At 72.8% G+C, this 17,673-nt stretch carries 18 protein-coding genes and 1 riboswitch; of the genes, 7 read left to right on the forward strand and 11 right to left on the reverse strand.

The genetic code is table 11. The annotated features are described in order from the left end of the window. A partial coding sequence (locus PV341_RS19930; protein ID WP_500358589.1) for a hypothetical protein occupies positions 1–199 on the forward strand: 199 nt, incomplete at its 5' end. Positions 200–256: 57 nt separating this feature from the next. Here PV341_RS19930 and PV341_RS19935 read toward each other — a convergent pair. Continuing rightward, a complete protein-coding gene (locus PV341_RS19935; RefSeq protein WP_500358590.1) occupies positions 257–1,228 on the reverse strand; it encodes a GlxA family transcriptional regulator in 972 nt (323 codons plus the stop codon). A gap of 247 nt (positions 1,229–1,475) precedes the next feature. Beyond that, positions 1,476–1,635, forward strand: a riboswitch (cobalamin riboswitch). A gap of 130 nt (positions 1,636–1,765) precedes the next feature. Between PV341_RS19935 and PV341_RS19940 the strand changes: the two genes are divergently transcribed. Both PV341_RS19940 and PV341_RS19945 read left to right on the forward strand, forming a co-directional pair. After that, positions 1,766–4,150, forward strand: coding sequence for a ribonucleoside-diphosphate reductase subunit alpha (locus PV341_RS19940; RefSeq protein ID WP_500358591.1), 2,385 nt, complete (start codon positions 1,766–1,768; stop codon positions 4,148–4,150). Next, positions 4,150–5,160 (forward strand): ribonucleotide-diphosphate reductase subunit beta, encoded by a 1,011-nt coding sequence (locus tag PV341_RS19945; protein ID WP_500327901.1) that lies wholly within the window; start codon positions 4,150–4,152, stop codon positions 5,158–5,160. The genes PV341_RS19940 and PV341_RS19945 overlap by 1 nt, the downstream gene beginning before the upstream one ends. 55 nt (positions 5,161–5,215) lie before the next feature. Here the strand turns inward: PV341_RS19945 and PV341_RS19950 are convergent, their stop codons facing one another. From PV341_RS19950 to PV341_RS19990, 9 genes are all read right to left on the reverse strand, one after another. Then, positions 5,216–6,007, reverse strand: a complete 792-nt coding sequence (locus PV341_RS19950) for a hypothetical protein (protein ID WP_500358592.1) — start codon at positions 6,005–6,007, stop codon at positions 5,216–5,218. Positions 6,008–6,072: 65 nt separating this feature from the next. After that, entirely contained in the window at positions 6,073–6,693 is a 621-nt protein-coding gene (gene def, locus PV341_RS19955; protein ID WP_499513865.1) for a peptide deformylase, read from the reverse strand. A 72-nt stretch (positions 6,694–6,765) separates the two neighbouring features. Further along, positions 6,766–7,737: a tetratricopeptide repeat protein gene (locus PV341_RS19960; protein ID WP_499513864.1), complete on the reverse strand. Its 972-nt coding sequence runs from the start codon at positions 7,735–7,737 to the stop codon at positions 6,766–6,768. A 232-nt stretch (positions 7,738–7,969) separates the two neighbouring features. Beyond that, positions 7,970–9,181 carry an HD-GYP domain-containing protein gene (locus PV341_RS19965; RefSeq protein WP_500358593.1) on the reverse strand — a complete coding sequence of 404 codons (1,212 nt, stop codon included), beginning with the start codon at positions 9,179–9,181 and terminating at the stop codon, positions 7,970–7,972. Then, positions 9,178–10,479, reverse strand: coding sequence for an HD-GYP domain-containing protein (locus PV341_RS19970; RefSeq protein ID WP_500328041.1), 1,302 nt, complete (start codon positions 10,477–10,479; stop codon positions 9,178–9,180). Before PV341_RS19970 ends, PV341_RS19965 begins: the two co-directional genes overlap by 4 nt. A gap of 120 nt (positions 10,480–10,599) precedes the next feature. Next, on the reverse strand, positions 10,600–10,920 hold the full coding sequence (rsrA, locus tag PV341_RS19975; protein WP_499513862.1) for a mycothiol system anti-sigma-R factor: 321 nt from the start codon (positions 10,918–10,920) through the stop codon (positions 10,600–10,602). Then, complete coding sequence (locus PV341_RS19980) at positions 10,917–11,576, reverse strand: sigma-70 family RNA polymerase sigma factor (protein ID WP_375819388.1); 660 nt, start codon at positions 11,574–11,576, stop codon at positions 10,917–10,919. The genes rsrA and PV341_RS19980 overlap by 4 nt, the downstream gene beginning before the upstream one ends. A gap of 232 nt (positions 11,577–11,808) precedes the next feature. Then, entirely contained in the window at positions 11,809–12,441 is a 633-nt protein-coding gene (locus tag PV341_RS19985) for an alpha/beta hydrolase family protein (RefSeq protein ID WP_500328042.1), read from the reverse strand. 38 nt (positions 12,442–12,479) lie between these two features. Beyond that, on the reverse strand, positions 12,480–13,295 hold the full coding sequence (locus PV341_RS19990; protein WP_500327907.1) for an SOS response-associated peptidase: 816 nt from the start codon (positions 13,293–13,295) through the stop codon (positions 12,480–12,482). Positions 13,296–13,349: 54 nt separating this feature from the next. Between PV341_RS19990 and PV341_RS19995 the strand changes: the two genes are divergently transcribed. From PV341_RS19995 to PV341_RS20010, 4 genes are all read left to right on the forward strand, one after another. Next, positions 13,350–14,045, forward strand: coding sequence for a M50 family metallopeptidase (locus PV341_RS19995; protein WP_500327908.1), 696 nt, complete (start codon positions 13,350–13,352; stop codon positions 14,043–14,045). Between the two features lie 86 nt (positions 14,046–14,131). Then, complete coding sequence (gene aroA, locus PV341_RS20000; RefSeq protein WP_499513859.1) at positions 14,132–15,478, forward strand: 3-phosphoshikimate 1-carboxyvinyltransferase; 1,347 nt, start codon at positions 14,132–14,134, stop codon at positions 15,476–15,478. Between the two features lie 3 nt (positions 15,479–15,481). After that, a complete protein-coding gene (rsgA, locus tag PV341_RS20005) occupies positions 15,482–16,483 on the forward strand; it encodes a ribosome small subunit-dependent GTPase A (RefSeq protein ID WP_499513858.1) in 1,002 nt (333 codons plus the stop codon). A 65-nt stretch (positions 16,484–16,548) separates the two neighbouring features. Then, the gene (locus PV341_RS20010; protein ID WP_361798116.1) at positions 16,549–16,872 is read left to right on the forward strand and encodes a DMT family transporter; all 324 of its coding nucleotides are present in this window, start codon (positions 16,549–16,551) and stop codon (positions 16,870–16,872) included. Positions 16,873–16,912: 40 nt separating this feature from the next. Here PV341_RS20010 and PV341_RS20015 read toward each other — a convergent pair whose 3' ends face one another. After that, the gene (locus PV341_RS20015; RefSeq protein ID WP_500327909.1) at positions 16,913–17,539 is read right to left on the reverse strand and encodes a TetR/AcrR family transcriptional regulator; all 627 of its coding nucleotides are present in this window, start codon (positions 17,537–17,539) and stop codon (positions 16,913–16,915) included. Positions 17,540–17,673: the final 134 nt, after the last annotated feature.

The raw sequence follows: 17,673 nt of genomic DNA on the forward strand, positions 1-17,673 counted from the left end.
CATCCCCGTCATCGGCCAGATCGGCTACATCGGCCTGACCGCCTTCGTGCTCAACCTGGCGGTCACCGTCGTCCTCACCTTCGTCCTGCGGGCCCTGAAGGCCCCCGAGGGCGTGGACGAGACCAGCAAGGCCGACTTCACCGCCGACGCCGGCGACCCCGGCGTGCAGAAGGACCTGCCGGTGGGCGCCGGCCACTGACCGCCGCTCCGGCCACGATCGCGGGCCGCCGCCCTGGGACGGGGCGGCGGCCCGTCGTCATGCCGTACGGGCCGGCTCCGGGCAGCGGAAGGTGCGGCGGTACGCCTGAGGGGTGGTGCCCACCCAGCGGGCGAAGTGGTGCCGCAGGGTCGCCGCGTTGCCGAAACCGGCGCGCGCGGCGACGGCGTCCACCGTCTCGTCGGTGCCCTCCAGCAGCTCCCGTGCCAGCAGCACCCGCTGGCCCAGCAGCCAGCGGTACGGCGTCGTGCCGGTCTCCTGCTGGAAGCGGCGCGCGAAGGTGCGCGGCGACATGTGCGCCCGGGCGGCCAGCTCGTCGACGGTGACCTCGCGGTCCAGGTGGCGCTCCATCCACGCCAGGACCTCGCCCACGGTGTCGCAACGCGTGCGCGGCAGCGGGCGGTCGACGTACTGCGCCTGGCCGCCCTCGCGGTGCGGGGGCACCACCATGCGCCGGGCGATGGCGTTGGCCACGTCGCTGCCCTGCTCCTTGCGGACCAGGTGCAGGCAGGCGTCGATCCCGGCGGCGGTGCCGGCCGAGGTGATCACCGGGTCCTCGTCCACGTACAGCACGTCGGGCTCGACCCGCACCCGGGGGTGACGCCGCGCCAGTTCCTCCGCGTGCCGCCAGTGGGCGGCGCAGCGGCGGCCGTCCAGCAGCCCGGCGGCGGCCAGCACGAAGACCCCCGAGCAGACGCTGAGCACCCGCGCCCCGCGCCCGACGGCGCGGTTCAGCGCCTCCAGCAGCTCCGGCGGGTACTCCCGGCGCACGTAGGAGTCCCCGGCGGGCACCGCGACCAGGTCGGCCTCCTCCAGCCGTTCCAGCCCGTGCCGGGTGCCGATGGTGAACCCGGCGGGCGACGTGAGCGTCGGGCCCTCCGCGGACGCCACGGCGAAGTCGTACGCCGGCAGGCCGTCGTCCGACCTGTCGATTCCGAACACCTCGCAGACCACCCCGAGTTCGAAGGGATGGACACCGTCGAGCAGGACCACGGCCACGTTCTGCAGCATGCGTCCAGGATGGCAGAGGGGCTGCGCGGGCGTGGCAGGATTTCGAGGTAGCACGTCGGTACTGCCACTCCCGGCGGGGTCGCACGAGGAGCACAGTCGAAGGCATGGAAACCTTCCTCGCCACCGTCACCGCACTGGTCTTCTTCCTGGCCCTGGCCCTCGCCGCCCTGACCGGGCACGTCCACGACTCCCGCGACGGCCATGACTGGCACCGGTGAGTCCGTCACTGTGTAACCGCACCGACACAACATCTGGTGGTGTCACGGGCGGGCGCCACTAGATGTATGCTCAACTCCGCTGTCGCCGCAGGGGAAGCCGGTGGGAATCCGGGACTGCCCCGCAACGGTGTGCGGGCGCCTGAAGGCGTGCCCGCGAGTCCGAGTACCTGCCGACGGCACCGTCCGGCGCGCCGTCCGGACGGTGAAGTGTCCGGGCCTCGCGGGTTGGGCCGGCGGACGCGCCGCGGCATGCCCTGGCCTGCCCTGCGTGCGCCCCGTCGCTCCTCCGCGTCGCCGCCGTACGAGGGAGAGAGCACACGTGACCATCGCGCCCGCCGCACCCGCCACCGCATCGGAACCTGCCTCAACCGGAGCCGGTCTGCTGCGCGTCCTGACGGAACTGACCGCAGACCTCCCCGACACCGACCCCGGCCGGGTCGCCGCCGCCGCGCTGCGCGGCCGCAGCGCCACGGCGGACGAGGCGGAACTGCGCGGGCTGGCCACCGAGGCCGCCGCCGGGCTGATCGCGGAGGACCCGCAGTACTCGCGGCTCGCCGCCCGCCTGCTCACCCTCGCCGTCGCCGACGAGGCCGCGGGCGAGGGCGCCGTGTCGTTCTCCACGTCCATCGCGGTGGGCCACCGCGAGGGCCTGATCGCCGACGGCACCGCCGCCTTCGTCGCCGAGCACGCCGCGCGGCTGGACGCACTGGTCGACGGCGCGCTCGCCGACGGCGCGGACGACCGCTTCGGCTACTTCGGCCTGCGCACCCTGCACAGCCGCTACCTGCTGCGCCACCCGATCACCCGCCAGGTCATCGAGACCCCGCAGCACTTCATGCTCCGCGTCGCCTGCGGCCTGGCCGAGGACCGCACCGGCCGCTCGGTGGACGAGGTCGCCGCGCTCTACGGCCTGATGAGCCGGCTGGACTACCTGCCCAGCTCCCCCACGCTCTTCAACTCCGGTACCCGGCACCCGCAGATGTCCTCGTGCTACCTGCTGGACTCCCCGCTGGACGAGCTGGACTCGATCTACGGCCGCTACCACCAGGTCGCCCGGCTGTCGAAGCACGCCGGCGGCATCGGCCTGTCGTACTCCCGCATCCGCTCCCGCGGTTCCCTGATCCGCGGCACCAACGGCCACTCCAACGGCATCGTCCCGTTCCTGCGCACCCTCGACGCCTCCGTCGCCGCCGTGAACCAGGGCGGCCGCCGCAAGGGCGCGGCCTGCGTCTACCTGGAGACCTGGCACGCGGACATCGAGGAGTTCCTGGAACTGCGCGACAACACCGGTGAGGAGGCGCGCCGCACCCACAACCTGAACCTGGCGCACTGGATCCCGGACGAGTTCATGCGCCGCGTCGACACCGACGGCACCTGGTCGCTGTTCTCCCCCGCCGACGTGCCCGAGCTGGTCGACCTGTGGGGCGAGGAGTTCGACGCCGCCTACCGCAAGGCCGAGGCCGCGGGCCTGGCCCGCAGGACCCTCCCCGCGCGCGAGCTGTACGGCCGCATGATGCGCACCCTCGCGCAGACCGGCAACGGCTGGATGACCTTCAAGGACGCGTCCAACCGCACCGCCAACCAGACCGCCGAGCCCGGCCGCGTGATCCACTCCTCCAACCTCTGCACGGAGATCCTGGAGGTCACCGACGACGGCGAGACCGCGGTCTGCAACCTCGGCTCGGTCAACCTCGGCGCCTTCGTGGGCGAAGACGGCGACGCCGGGGAGGAAGCCATCGACTGGGAGCGGCTGGACGCCACCGTCCGCACCGCCGTGACGTTCCTCGACCGCGTGGTGGACATCAACTTCTACCCGACCCGCGAGGCCGCCTCCTCCAACGAGCGCTGGCGCCCGGTGGGCCTGGGCGCGATGGGCCTGCAGGACGTGTTCTTCAAGCTGCGGCTGCCCTTCGACTCCGCCGAGGCCAAGGCCCTGTCCACGAAGATCGCCGAGCGCATCATGCTCGCCGCGTACGAGGCCTCCTGCGACCTCGCCGAGCGCCACGGCCCGCACCCGGCCTGGTCGCAGACCCGCGCCGCCCGCGGCGTGCTCCACCCGGACCACTACGACACCGAGGAGAACTGGCCCGAGCGCTGGGAGGCGCTGCGCGCCCGCGTCGCCGCCACCGGCATGCGCAACTCGCTGCTGCTGGCCATCGCCCCGACCGCCACGATCGCCTCGATCGCGGGCGTGTACGAGTGCATCGAGCCGCAGGTCTCCAACCTCTTCAAGCGCGAGACGCTCAGCGGTGAGTTCCTGCAGGTCAACTCCTATCTGGTGGACGACCTGAAGAAGCTCGGCGTCTGGGACGCGCAGACCCGCGACGCCCTGCGCGAGTCCAACGGCTCCGTCGAGGGCTTCAACTGGATCCCCGCGGACGTCCGCGAGCTGTACCGCACCGCCTGGGAGCTCCCGCAGCGCGCCCTGATCGACATGGCCGCGGCCCGTACGCCGTACCTCGACCAGAGCCAGTCGCTCAACCTCTTCATGGCCGCGCCCACCATCGGCAAGCTCAGCTCGATGTACGCGTACGCCTGGAAGCAGGGCCTGAAGACGACGTACTACCTGCGCTCCCGCCCGGCCACCCGCATCGCCCAGTCCGCCCGCGCGGCGGCCCCCATCCCGCTCCAGCAGACGACGCCCGACGCCGACGCGATCGCCTGCTCCCTTGAGAACCCCGAGTCCTGCGAGGCCTGCCAGTGATGAGCCCCACCAAGAGACTGCTCGACCCGGGCTTCGAGCTGACCCTGCGTCCGATGCGCTACCCGGACTTCTACGAGCGCTACCGCGACGCGATCAAGAACACCTGGACCGTGGAGGAGGTCGACCTCCACTCCGACGTCGCCGACCTCGCCAAGCTCTCGCCCGGCGAGCAGCACATGATCGGCCGTCTGGTCGCCTTCTTCGCCACCGGCGACTCGATCGTGGCCAACAACCTGGTGCTGACCCTGTACAAGCACATCAACTCCCCTGAGGCGCGGCTGTACCTGTCGCGGCAGCTCTTCGAGGAGGCCGTGCACGTCCAGTTCTACCTGACGCTGCTCGACACCTACCTGCCCGATCCCGAGGAGCGCACGGCCGCGTTCGCGGCCGTGGAGAACATCCCCTCCATCCGCGAGAAGGCGCAGTTCTGCTTCCGCTGGATGGACTCGGTGGAGTCCATCGACCGCCTGGAGACCAAGGAGGACCGCCGCCGCTTCCTCCTCAACCTGATCTGCTTCGCGGCCTGCATCGAGGGCCTGTTCTTCTACGGCGCCTTCGCGTACGTCTACTGGTTCCGCTCGCGCGGCCTGCTGCACGGGCTCGCCACCGGCACCAACTGGGTGTTCCGCGACGAGTCGATGCACATGGACTTCGCCTTCCACGTCGTCGACACCGTCCGCGCGGAGGAGCCCGAGCTCTTCGACGAGGAGATGGGCAAGCAGGTCACCGCGATGCTGGAGGAGGCCGTCGAGGCGGAGCTCCAGTTCGCCCGCGACCTGTGCGGCGACGGCCTGCCCGGCATGAACACCGACTCCATGCGCGCGTACCTGCAGTGCGTCGCCGACCAGCGACTGGTCCGCCTCGGCCTGCCGGCCCGCTACGGCTCGGAGAACCCGTTCTCCTTCATGGAGCTGCAGAACGTCCAGGAGCTGACCAACTTCTTCGAGCGCCGCGCCTCCGCCTACCAGGTGGCGGTCGAGGGCTCGGTCTCCTTCGACGACGATTTCTGATCCGTGCCGCGGGATGCACGAACGAGGGGGCCCGGCCGGCCGGGCCCCCTCGCCGTCACTTCAGGGCGACCGCGTCGGCGGCCGAGGTCACCTGGGCCGTCGTGGTCGTGCCCGGGAAGAACCAGCGCCAGCTGCCCGCCGCGGTGGCGGTCACCTTGGTGCTCAGCGAGCCGTTGCTGCTCGTGGTCGCCGTCTTGACGGTGCTCCACTTCGTGGAGCCCGCCTTCTTGAACTGCAGCTTCACGGGCTGCCCCGCGTAGCCCCAGTACTTCAGGCTCTGCCAGCTCGCCCGCGTGAGCTTGCCCTTGACGGTGAGCTTGCCGCCCTTGGCGACCGGCTCCGGGCCCGCGTCGGTGGTGAGCACCGAGGCGCGCTTCACCTTGAACCGGGCGATGTTGTCGCTGATCCAGTAGTCACGGTCGTTCGCGTTCACCGTGGCGTTGACCTGCCAGACGCCCGCGACCTGGTTGGCGTTCCAGCCCTCGATCCCGCCTTCGCCGTACGGCCGGATCCACTCCGGGTGGATCGTCATCGTGGCCGTGCACACCGACGTGGTGGCGCTCTTCTTCTCGCAGCGGGTGCCGGTCCAGTCGACGGGTCCGAACCCGTTCTTCGTGTTGAAGGCGCTCACGTGCGAGACCTTCTTGATCCCCGAGTTGTCCCTGATCGTCATGGCGACCGGGAACTCGACGGTCTTCTTCGTCCCGACGATCACATTGGTGCCGTGGTCCACCACGGTCTTGATGACCCGGATGTCCCCCCGCCCCTCGGCGTGCGCGGCCGGCGCCGTCAGGACCACCATCGCCGCAGCACCCGCCGCCGCGGCCGTCAGCGCTCTGTGTCGCATGTCCCTCCCCTGCTCGTCCCCGGCGCGATCATGCCGGGGACGAACAGGTTAACGGCAGGAACCGATCAGTCGTTCGGGACGGTCTCGTACTTCGGCGTCAGCTCCGCCATCTGCTTCAGCGCGTCCTTGCGGTCCCGCTTGGAGAGCCGGTCGATGTAGAGGTACCCGTTGAGGTGGTCGGTCTCGTGCTGCAGGCAGCGCGCGAAGAAGCCCTTGCCCTCGATGACGACGTCGTTGCCGTGCAGGTCCTGGCCGCGGCAGACCGCGTAGTCGGGGCGCGGCAGTTCGGCGTAGGCGCCCGGCACGGACAGGCAGCCCTCGTTGCCGTCGTCCAGGACGCGGCGCTCGGCGGGGAGGTCGTCGACGACGGGGTTGACCACGTGGCCGACGTGGCGGACGCCGTCGTCGTCCGGGCAGTCGTACACGAAGACCCGCAGGGGCACGCCGATCTGGTTGGCGGCGAGGCCGACACCCTCGGCGGCGCGCTGGCTGGCGAACATGTCGTCGATCAGCGTGGCCAGCTCGTCGTCGAAGGACGTCACCGTCTTGCACGGCTGGTGCAGCACCGGGTTGCCGACGACCGTGATGGGGCGGACGGTGCCGCGCTCGCGGTGGGCGGCCTCACGCTCCTCCGCGTCCGTCACGTCGTCGGTGAATGCGGTCTGCTCGGTCTCCTGCTGCGACATGGTCCGTCGTACGCCTTCCTGGGGCTTCTCCAAAGCTCAATAGCCCATCAAGGGTACGTGCCCGCGACGGTGTCAGCAGACCTCTTCGAGATCACGCCAGTCCCGGGTGTCCGGACTGTCGGCGACCCAGCTGTCCAGCAGCCCGCGCACCAGGCCGACCGGGGCGGCGATGCCGCACTCGCGCTCGGGGGCCCACAGGGCGCCGGGGGTGCGGTGGCTGAGGTGGCCCGGGTGGCCCGGTTCGCCCTGGTCGTGCGGGTCGCGGGAGGCGTCGGAGCCGTCGTCGGTCGGCATGCGGCTCTCGGAGCAGGTGCGGCAGAGCAGCCGTACGGAGGACGACCAGTCCTCGGCCGCGTACCCGGCGTCGGCGGCGAGCTGCTCCAGGGCGTCGCGGTCCGACTCGGTCGCCGCCTCCAGCAGGACGAGCCAGGTTGGCACCGGCGAGGGCGCCCACAGCTCGATCTCGTCGAAGACGGGGTACGTGGCGCCGCCGGCGGTGCGCCGCTCGCCGTGCGGGACGCCGTCGTGGAGCACGACCTCGCCCCAGCGGCGGCCGGAGGACGGCAGCGGGATGCTCAGCACCTCGATGCGGGCCGGGTCGATCCGGCGGCCCCAGACCACCTCGGCCTCGCCCTCCGGGGAGAGCCGCACCGCCGAGCTGCCCAGCTCCATCTCGACGGGGCCGGTCCCTGACGCGTCGGGCCGCAGCCCGTACGCCTGCCAGGCGCGGCGGGCGAGCGGCCAGTCCTGCAGGGCGGTGGCGGCGATGCCGACGTTCCACCAGTCGGGGGCGCCGGGCGCGCGGTCCAGCAGGGCGACGGCCCGCAGACCGGTGGTGCGGGCCTGCTCCCAGTCGTGCCGGAACTTGTGCAGCAGCGCGAGGTTGTACCAGGACTCCGAACGCCAGGGCTCCAGGTCGGCCGCACGGATCAGCAGCGCACCGGCGTCCTCGTACCGTCCGTCGCTGATCAACGTGAACGCCCGGTCGGTCGCCTGCCGCCACGTGGCGGAGGGCCGGTGCCGTGCCCTGCCGAAGATCCTCAAGGTGTCCCGCCTGCCGTTCGCTTTCGCTGGTGCCCCACGGTGCCCCGTCCGTCCCCCCACGTCCCGTGCTCAGCGGTGCTCATCAGTCCTCCTTGCCATCGGCAGGGCCTGTCACACACGGCCGGGCGCGTCGGTTTGGCAGCATCGCCGCCATGGTGCGCCTCTTGAGCGCTCTGCGCCCCTGCGGGCATCCAACCATGCCCCTTGGTGCGCCCGCTCATTACCGGTGGGTTCACTGCCCGGCCCGGGCAACGACCCTGGTCAGCGCCTCGACCACGCGAGGGTCGTATTCGTGCGCGGTATCGAGGCGTAACCGCTCCAGCGCCTGCAGCCCCCGGCCCACGGCGGTGCCGCCTCCGGCCAGGTCCTCGTAGGCGTTGGCCGTACGCACGATGCGTCCCGCGAGCGGTTGCTCCCGGTACGGATCGGCCTGTCCCTCCACGATCCGCGCGACTTCCTCGGGGGCACCCGTCCGGCGTACGACCTCCGCGCCGAGCAGGGCGATGCGGCGGCGTTCCACCTGATCGAGGGACGAGGTGGCACCGCCGGGCACGGGGTCGACGAGGGAGAGCTGGCCGATGTCGTGCATCAGCGCGGCGTGCTCCAGGGCCGCCAGCGACCGTCCGCCCAGGCCGAGTTCCCGCCCCATGGCGTGGCTGAGCTCGCTGACCCGGCGGGCGTGCCCCACCGGGGTGTAGCCGGCGACCTCGGTGGCCCTGGCCAGTGAGGCGATGGTCTCCCGATGGGTGGCCCGGATCGCCGCGTGCCGCCGGAAGGCCGTCTGCGTCAGCAGCAGCGGCACCCCGCACACGGGCAGCGCCCACAGCCCGGCCGCCTGCTCGGCCTGCGCCAGCACGACCCCGCCGGCGCACACGGCGGAGCCGACGCCCGGCAGGACGGCCAGTTCGTCGCGGAGGACGGAGGCGAAGGGATGCCCGGTGCGGGCGGCGCCCAGCACGGCCGCCAGCACGGCGTCGCACAGGATCGTGCTGGCCAGCAGGAGGACGGCGTAGCCCGGATGGCCGCCGCTGCCGCCGTAGAGCGGCTGCCCGGTCGCCGCGGCGAACGCCACCGTCAGCACGCGCCGCACCGCCGCGTCCCGTGGCGCGCCCCTCAACTGCCCGGCGATCACCGCGGCGGCGGAGACCGCCACCACCACCGCCACCGCCTCGGCCGCGAGCAGCGCGTACGCCAGGGCCCCGGCGAAGGCGACGGGGGCGGCCTCCCGTCCCTCTGGCTCCGGGATCCGGAAGGCCTCGCCGACGACGACCAGCGCCCCGAACGCGGCGGCCGCCGCGGGATCGGCGACGCCGTGCGACGCCGTCCAGACCAGGGCGGCGCCGCCCACGGCGAGCGCCACCCCGTGGACGGCGAGCACGACCAACGGCGTGCGTCTGCGCCGGCGCCGGTGGTCGCCGCCTCCGCGGCGTCCGGAGGCGCTCACGGGCGCGGCTCGAAGGTACGGCCGGGCGGGGCCTCGCGGCGGGCGTGGCGCCGGGTCTGCGCGGGGGCGAAGGGTTCCGGCTCGTCGGCGGTGACCGCCGGGTTCCAGCCGTCCCGCCGGACGGCGCGGATCAGGGCCTGCACCATGAGGGGGTCGAAGTGGCTGCCGGCGCAGCGGCGCAACTCCCCCAGCGCGTCGTCGACTCCGCGGGTGGCCTGGTAGGCCCGCGTGGAGGTCATCGCGTCGAAGGCGTCCGCCACGGCCACCAGCCGCGCCGAGGACGGGATGGCCTCGCCGGCCAGGCCGTACGGGTAGCCCGATCCGTCGAGGCGTTCGTGGTGGTGGAGGATCGCGGTGCGGGCGTCGTCGAGGAAGGCGATGCCGCGCACCATCTCGTGGCCGTAGCCGGGGTGCAGCTCGATGATCCGCCGCTCCTCGGGGGTGAGCGGGCTGTCCTTGCGCAGCACCCGGGTGGGCACCCCCAGCTTGCCGATGTCGTGCAGGATGCCGGCCAGCCGCAGGGCCTCCACCCGCTCGGGCGGCAGTCCGATCTCGCGGGCGATCAGTGCCGACGCCCGGCCGACGCGCTCGCTGTGGCCCCGGGTGTAGCGGTCCTTGATCTCCACGGCCTGCACCAGCGCCCGCACCGTCGCCTGGTGCGCGGCCCGCTCGCGGCGCGCCTGCCCGACGACCCAGCGGGCGATGTGCGTCGGCAGCAGGGCGAGGACCGCGGCCACGGCCCCGTACGGGCCCTGCCAGAGCACCGCGGCCATGAGCCCCACCAGGCCGTAGGTGAGGTGTGGGGCGAGCGGTTCGAGCAGGGCCTCCCGAAGGGCCACGGCCGGGGCGGTGCGCTCGGCGGTGATCAGCACGCCGGCGGTGAGGGCGGCGGAGTAGAGGCAGAAGGCGAGGACGGCCGCCAGTGCGGGCACCAGCAGTCCCGGCAACCGCGCGAAGTCGCCTTCCCCGAAGGCGTCCCGGACCTGGGCTGCGGCGGCGGTGGCCAGGGCGAGCTGCGCGGCGTGCCAGACCCGGCGCACCGGGCCCGGCTCGCCCCGGACCGGCGCGAGGAGGCCACCGGGCACGGCGACGAGTGCGGCCGCGCCCGGGGGAAGCAGGAGCGCGGCCGCGAAGAGCACCGGGGGCAGGGACGCCCCCGTCCGTTCCCCTGCCGCGTAGACCACCGCCAGCACGGCCGCGGTCGCCCAGGGAGTGCCCTCGTGGGGGCCGGTGACGAGGGCGCCGCACGCCGACACCACGACGAGCGGGATGTACACCCGCGCCGCCGCGGGGAGCATCCCGACCGTCCGCTTCGCACGCACCCCACAGAGGCTAGGGGCACGGCCGTCGCGCGGTGGGCGAGCGGCCGCGATTCCCGCCTTCGGGTGATCCCGGGTGGCTTGCCTGTACGGGCTGCGTCAGCCGGCCGGGAAACCGGTCGGCGTGCTGCCGCCGTCCGCGGGCTCCGGCACCGGCGCCACCTCGCCCGCGCGGATCAGCTCGATCCGCGTGAGCACCTTGGACCGCAGGTCCGTGGGCACGTCGTCGTGCCCGCAGCAGCGCTTGACCAGCTTCTTGACGGCCTGCTCGAGGCCGTACTTCTCCAAGCAAGGGTGGCACTCGTCGAAGTGCTGCTTGAACTTGGCGCAGGCGTCGTCGGACATCTCGTTGTCCAGGTACTCGTAAAGGTGTTCGAGTACCTCGGAGCAGTCCGTCTCATGCGGGTTGCCGCAGCTCATGTGCCCGAGCCCTTCTCATCTCCCGCGCCCGCCGGGACGAGCCCGCGCTCCCGCGCGTAGTCCTCCAGCAACGAACGCAGCTGCCGCCGCCCCCGGTGCAGACGGGACATCACCGTACCGATGGGGGTTCCCATGATGTCGGCGATCTCCTTGTAGGCAAAGCCCTCGACGTCCGCGAGATAGACCGCGATCCGGAATTCCTCCGGGATCGCCTGCAGCGCCTGCTTCACGTCCGAGTCGGGAAGGTGGTCCAGGGCCTGGGACTCGGCGGAGCGCAGACCCGTCGACATGTGCGACTCGGCGCGGGCCAGCTGCCAGTCCTCGATCTCCTCCGTACCGCTGCGCTGGGGCTCGCGCTGCTTCTTGCGGTAGGAGTTGATGAAGCTGTTGGTGAGGATGCGGTACAGCCACGCCTTCAGGTTGGTGCCCTCACGGAACTGGTGGAACGACGCGTACGCCTTCGCGTACGTCTCCTGCACCAGGTCCTCGGCATCGGCCGGGTTGCGGGTCATGCGCAGCGCCGCCGAGTACATCTGGTCCAGGTACTCCAGGGCGTCCCGCTCGAAGCGCGCGCTGCGCTCGACGTCGGACTCCGGAGCCACCTGCACCTCAGGCACCTCGGACGGGCTGTCGTCGTTGCCGCTGACCGGACCCACCTCCTCCACGACGGTCACGGGGCCGTAAGCGGACCCCACGCCATCGGAGGATATCCCGGGCGGGATCGGCGCGCTGTTCCTGTCCGCCCCGCCCATCGCCGGCCACTCCGGCCACGACAGGTAGGGCGCCTCGGCACGGGCGCGGCACTCGGCTCTGACCATCCGGCTGCCTTCCTCACTGTGCGTACGTTCTTTCGCGTGGACGCCTCGCACAACACGGGTCGCGCACCGCTCATTCCCGAAGCGGGGGCAGTTCCTCCAGCCAGCCCAGCACCGCGTCCGTGATGACGCTGAGTGCTGCCTCTTGGGTGAGGTCGGCGGACTTCGGCACGGCGAACCCGTGGTCGCCGTACGGCACCTCGACCGGCTCGTGCCCCTCCGGGAACTCGTCGGGGCGGCCGAAGGGGTCGCGCCCGCCCTGCAGGGCCAGGACCGGCACCCCGGCGCCCGTCAGCTCGCCGGCCCGGGACTTCTCCGGCCTGCCCGGGGGGTGCAGCGGGAAGGACAGCGCCAGCACCGCGACCGCGCCCAGTTCCACCGCCGTACGGCAGGCGACGCGGGCCCCCGCGCTGCGGCCGCCGGCGACGACCGGCAGGCCGGGCCGGGCCAGTGCGGGCCACAGCGCCGTCCACGCGGTGTCCAGGGTCTTCGGTGCGGGCGCCACCTTCTTGCCGGCCACCCGCCATGGCTGCGCCACCAGCGCGACCGTCCAGCCGCGCGGCGGCAGGGCAGCGGCCAGGGCCTGCAGGTCACGGGCCTCGACGCCGCCTCCCGCACCGTGGCCCAGCGCCACGACGGCGCGCGGCCGGCGGGCCCCGTGCCAGGTGACGCGGGCGTCCCCCACGGGCGTCGGCACGGTCTCCATGATCTCGCTCACAGCGGCCAGTCTGGCACCGCGGGCGGTCAGAACAGCGTCGCCTCCTCGGGCGCCTCGATCGGCTCGACCAGCTCCGGCCCGTTGTTGCGGACGTTGCTCACCTCGGTGCGCACGGGGTACGCGCGCAGCAGGCCGGGCCGCGGCGGCACGAGCAGGCCGCGCAGGTCCGCGACGTCGGTGCGCGCGGGGTCGAGCCAGTCGTCCCAGTGCTCCGGGGTGATCCACAGCGGCATGCGCGGGTGGATCTCGGCCAGGGAGCGCGGGCCGCCGGGGCGCTCGTCGGCGTCGGCGAAGGGCTTGGTCTCGGCCTCGGTGGTGATGACGGTGCAGGTGACCCACCAGGCGCGCGGGTGCTCGTCGGGCAGGGTGCGGTCGCGCCAGAACTCGTACAGCCCGGCCATCGCGAAGACGGAGCCGTCGACGGGGGTGACGAAGTACGGCTGCTTGCGGGACCGCTTCTTCCTCCCCTCCTCCTCCAGCTGCCGCTCGTCCTTGCCGGTGACCCACTCGAAGTAGCCGTCGGCGGGCAGCAGGCAGCGGCGTGAGGCGAAGGGGCGCCGATAGGAGGACTTCTCGTGCACGGTCTCGGCACGGGCGTTGATCATCTTCACGCCGACGTCGGGCGTCCTGGCCCAGCTCGGCACCAGCCCCCAGCGCAGGGTGCGCAGCTGGCGCACGATCTCGCCGGTCTCCTTGTCGGGCCGCTCCAGCACCGCGTAGGTGCTGTCGGTCGGCGCGACGTTCCAATTGGGGTCCAGAGCCTCGGTGGGATCCCATTTCCGCACGTCGAAGAGCCCGACGAGATCCTCGGGCCCCCGGCTCGCTGCATATCGACCGCACATGAGTGCCAGATTGCCACGGCGCGGACACAGCAGGCCGTCGTATGGTGCGGAACCGTGCAGCTCTTCGACTCCATCTTCGGCACCCAGCCCGCGCCCTCCCCCTGGCTGGTCGGCGCCACGGCGGCCGTCGCCCTCGCCGCGGTGCTGCCGCACGTCCTGTGGCGGCTGTCCCGCAACGCGATCACGATCGCCCACGAAGGCGGCCACGGCCTGGTCGCCCTGCTGTCCGGACGCCGTCTGCAGGGCATCCGGCTGCACTCGGACACCTCGGGCCTGACCGTCTCCCGCGGCAAGCCGTACGGCCTCGGCATGATCCTCACCGCGGCGGCCGGCTACACCGCGCCGTCCCTGCTGGGCCTCGGCGGGGCCCTGCTGCTCGCGGCGGGGCACATCACGGCACTGCTGTGGGGGGCGACGGCCCTGCTGCTGGTGATGCTGGTGATGATCAGGAACGCGTACGGGGTGCTGACCGTCTTCGTGACCGGCGGCCTCTTCCTGCTGGTGTCCTGGCTGACCGAGCCCGGGGTCCAGGCGGCCTTCGCCTACCTGGTGGTGTGGTTCCTGCTGTTCGGGGGCGTACGGCCGGTCCTGGAGCTCCAGCGCAAGCGGCGCGGTGGTGCGGCGCCCGGATCGGACGCGGACCAGCTGGCCCGGCTGACGCACACCCCGGCGGCACTGTGGATGCTGTTGTTCTACGCGGTGGCGCTGCTGTCGCTGTTCGGCGGCGGCCGCTGGCTGGTGGGTCTGTAGGCCTTGCGAGCGGGTATCTGTTTCCTTCAGGTTTCGTCCGCTTTGTGAGCGATTCGCCTTCTCCTTGAGCCACTACGCTGGGGGTCATGACCGGTAACCCCGCGCACACCGCCCTGTGGCCCGCGCCGCTCGCGTCCGCCCCCGTCCAGGCGACGGTCACCGTGCCCGGATCCAAGTCGGTCACCAACCGCGCCCTGGTGCTCGCTGCGCTCGCCTCCGAGCCGGGCTGGCTGCGCCGCCCGCTGCGCAGCCGCGACACCGTGCTGATGGCCGACGCGCTGCGCACCATGGGCGTCCAGATCGACGAGGTGGTCAATCCCTACGGCGGCGAGGCCTGGCGGGTCATCCCGGCGGGGCTGCACGGTCCGGCCTCCGTCGACGTCGGCAACGCCGGCACCGTGATGCGGTTCCTGCCGCCGGTCGCCGCGCTCGCCGACGGCCCGGTGCACTTCGACGGCGACCCGCGCAGCCACGAGCGCCCGCTGAACGGGGTCATCGACGCGCTGCGCACCCTGGGCGCCCGCATCGACGACGAGGGCCGCGGCGCGCTGCCGCTGACCGTGCACGGCGGCGGGGCGCTGGACGGCGGCCCGGTGTCGGTCGACGCGTCCTCGTCCTCCCAGTTCGTCAGTGCCCTGCTGCTGTCCGGCCCCCGCTTCAACCAGGGTGTCGAGGTGCGGCACACCGGCCCGACGCTGCCGTCGCTGCCGCACATCAAGATGACCGTGGAGATGCTGCGGCACGCCGGGGCCAAGGTCGACACCCCGGAGAACGGCGGCGAGCCCGACGTGTGGCGGGTCGACGCCGGCGCGCTGCTCGGCGTCGACCTCACCGTCGAGCCGGACCTCTCCAACGCCCAGCCCTTCCTCGCCGCCGCGCTGGTCACCGGCGGCCGTGTGGTCATCCCCGACTGGCCGCGGCGCACCACCCAGCCCGGTGACGCGCTGCGCGAGCTGTTCACCCGGATGGGCGGTTCGTGCGAGCTGACGGACACGGGCCTGGTCTTCACCGGATCCGGCCGGATCCACGGCATCGACGCCGACCTGTCGGACGTCGGCGAACTCACGCCCGGCATCGCGGCGGTCGCCGCGCTCGCCGACTCCGAGTCCGTGCTGCGTGGCGTGGGGCACCTGCGTCTGCACGAGACCGACCGGCTGGCCGCGCTGAGCAAGGAGATCAACGAGCTCGGCGGCGACGTCACCGAGACCGAGGACGGACTGCGCATCCGGCCGCGGCCGCTGCGCGGCGGCGTCTTCCACACCTACGAGGACCACCGGCTGGCCACCGCGGGCGCCGTCCTGGGCCTCGCCGTGGACGGCGTCCGGGTCGAGAACGTCGCGACCACCGGCAAGACCCTCCCCGACTTCCCCGAGATGTGGACGGCCATGCTGGGCACGGCACCGGCGGCCTCCGCGTCCCCCGTGCGGGCCTGAACCATGCGGCGCTACGGCAAGCACACCGACGAGGACGACGTCCGGGTCCGCCCGAACCGCAAGGGCAACCGCCCCCGCACCAGCATCCGGCCCAAGCACGAGGACGCCGAGGAGGGCTTCGTCCTCACCATCGACCGCGGCCGCATCACCTGCCTCGTCGAGGACCGCACGGTCACCGCGATGAAGGCCCGCGAACTGGGTCGCAAGGGCATCGCGGTCGGCGACCGGGTCGGCATCGTCGGCGACCTGTCCGGCGAGAAGGACACGCTGGCGCGCATCGTGCGCGTCGAGGAGCGCAGCTCGGTGCTGCGCCGCACCGCCGACGACACCGATCCGTACGAGCGGGTCGTCGTCGCCAACGCCGACCGGCTCGCCATCGTCACCGCCCTCGCCGACCCCGAGCCGCGCCCCCGGCTCATCGACCGCTGCCTGGTGGCGGCGTACGACGCCGGGCTCGAGCCGCTGCTGGTGCTCACCAAGTCCGATCTCGCCTCGGCGGAAACGCTGCTGGAGACGTACGCGCCCCTGGGCGTCCCCTACGTCGTCACCAGCCACGAGCACTTCGACGCCGACGCGACGGCGGCCGTCCGCGAGCACCTCAAGGGCCGGATCACCGCCTTCGTCGGCCACAGCGGCGTCGGGAAGACCACCCTGGTCAACGCCCTGGTGGAGCGTCAGCGCGCGACCGGCCTCGTCAACGCGGTCACCGGACGGGGCAGGCACACCACCACCTCGGCGCTCGCGCTGCCGCTCAGCGGCGCGGAGGGCTGGGTCATCGACACCCCGGGGGTGCGCTCCTTCGGCCTCCACCACGTCGATCCGTCCCGGGTCATCCACGCCTTCCCCGACCTGGAGCCGGGCACGGAGGACTGTCCGCGGGCCTGCAGCCACGACGAACCCGACTGCGCGCTGGACGCCTGGGTCGCCGACGGGCACGCGGAACCCGCCCGGTTGTTCTCGCTGCGGCGGCTGCTCGCGACGCGTGAGCGCAAGGAAGGGGACTGAGACCCCATTTCCGGGCATGCTGTGTGATGATCGCTCATCGACAGACGGAAACGGGAGGGCGTTCGATGGCCTGGCTCCTCGTGGTGGTCGCTGGACTCCTCGAAACCGGCTTCGCGGTCTGCCTCAAGCTCTCCCACGGGTTCACCCGTCTGTGGCCGACCATCGCGTTCTGCGCCTTCGCGCTCGGCAGCTTCGGCCTGCTCACGCTCGCCCTGAAGAAGCTGGACGTCGGGGCCGCGTACGCGGTGTGGACGGGCATCGGGGCGTCCGGGACCGCGATCTACGGCATGGCCTTCCTCGGCGACGTCGTCTCGACCCTGAAGCTGATCTCCATCAGCCTGGTCGTCCTGGGCGTCATCGGGCTCCAGCTCTCCGGCTCCACCCATTGACCGCCCCGGCCGGTCCGCACCGGGGGCCGGGCCGCGCCCGTCACCAGCCGCGCTGGAGCAGCCCCCGGACCAGCCGGGCGACCCGCCGGCACGCCTCCTCGTCGGAGGCCGCGGGCGCGACGACGTAGGAGACGGTGACACGCACCGCGGCCTCGCAGGCCCAGTCGGCCTCGGCCCGGTCGAGTCTGGGGAAGCGCCGCCCCAGTACGGTCGCTGCGCGCGCCCGGAAGCCGTCGAGGAGTTCGGCCGGGGCGAGCGGGGCGTCGTCCCCCCGCTGCCGCCGGCCCGGCAGCCGCGGCACCGGCACCGGCACGACGGCCGCCGCCGGGACCCGGTCCCCGCGGCAGCCGGTGAGGACCGCGCGCACCAGCGGGCTGCGGCGGGCACTGTGCAAGGTCCAGGCGGTCGCGGCGGCGAAGCAGTCGCCGGCGTCGGCGCCCTGCCGCCCGGCGGCGTCCAGGGCGCGCTCCACGCCCGCCAGGAACGCCTCCGCCTCACGCCTCGCCAGGGCTCTCGCGAGCCCCTCCTTGGTGCCGAACTCGTTGTAGAGGGTCTGCCGCGACACCCCGGCCGTGGCCGCGACGTCGACCATCCTGATCGTCGCCCACGAGCGGTCGCCCAGTGCGGACAGCGCCGCGTCCAGGAGTGATTCACGCGCTGTCGGCACGATCGCCTCCAAGCGGTCTCAAGCGGGTCTCAAGCGGTCTCCACCGGTACCGGGCGGCCTCAGGGGGCCGTGGGCCAGAATTGACGGGCCGTCGGTCCGTGTCAACCCTCCCCGCGCACCCTGCGTGACCTCGA

It is taken from the genome of Streptomyces sp. PA03-1a (assembly GCF_033792805.1).
GTDB lineage: Bacteria > Actinomycetota > Actinomycetes > Streptomycetales > Streptomycetaceae > Actinacidiphila.

Bases quoted from the DNA above. Each gene is read 5' to 3' on its own strand.
- PV341_RS19935 (WP_500358590.1), bottom strand. From the start codon at position 1,228: ATGCTGCAGAACGTGGCCGTGGTCCTGCTCGACGGTGTCCATCCCTTC.
- PV341_RS19945 (WP_500327901.1), top strand. From the start codon at position 4,150: ATGAGCCCCACCAAGAGACTGCTCGACCCGGGCTTCGAGCTGACCCTG.
- PV341_RS19950 (WP_500358592.1), bottom strand. From the start codon at position 6,007: ATGCGACACAGAGCGCTGACGGCCGCGGCGGCGGGTGCTGCGGCGATG.
- def (WP_499513865.1), bottom strand. From the start codon at position 6,693: ATGTCGCAGCAGGAGACCGAGCAGACCGCATTCACCGACGACGTGACG.
- PV341_RS19970 (WP_500328041.1), bottom strand. From the start codon at position 10,479: ATGCTCCCCGCGGCGGCGCGGGTGTACATCCCGCTCGTCGTGGTGTCG.
- rsrA (WP_499513862.1), bottom strand. From the start codon at position 10,920: ATGAGCTGCGGCAACCCGCATGAGACGGACTGCTCCGAGGTACTCGAA.
- PV341_RS19985 (WP_500328042.1), bottom strand. From the start codon at position 12,441: ATGGAGACCGTGCCGACGCCCGTGGGGGACGCCCGCGTCACCTGGCAC.
- PV341_RS19990 (WP_500327907.1), bottom strand. From the start codon at position 13,295: ATGTGCGGTCGATATGCAGCGAGCCGGGGGCCCGAGGATCTCGTCGGG.
- aroA (WP_499513859.1), top strand. From the start codon at position 14,132: ATGACCGGTAACCCCGCGCACACCGCCCTGTGGCCCGCGCCGCTCGCG.
- rsgA (WP_499513858.1), top strand. From the start codon at position 15,482: ATGCGGCGCTACGGCAAGCACACCGACGAGGACGACGTCCGGGTCCGC.
- PV341_RS20010 (WP_361798116.1), top strand. From the start codon at position 16,549: ATGGCCTGGCTCCTCGTGGTGGTCGCTGGACTCCTCGAAACCGGCTTC.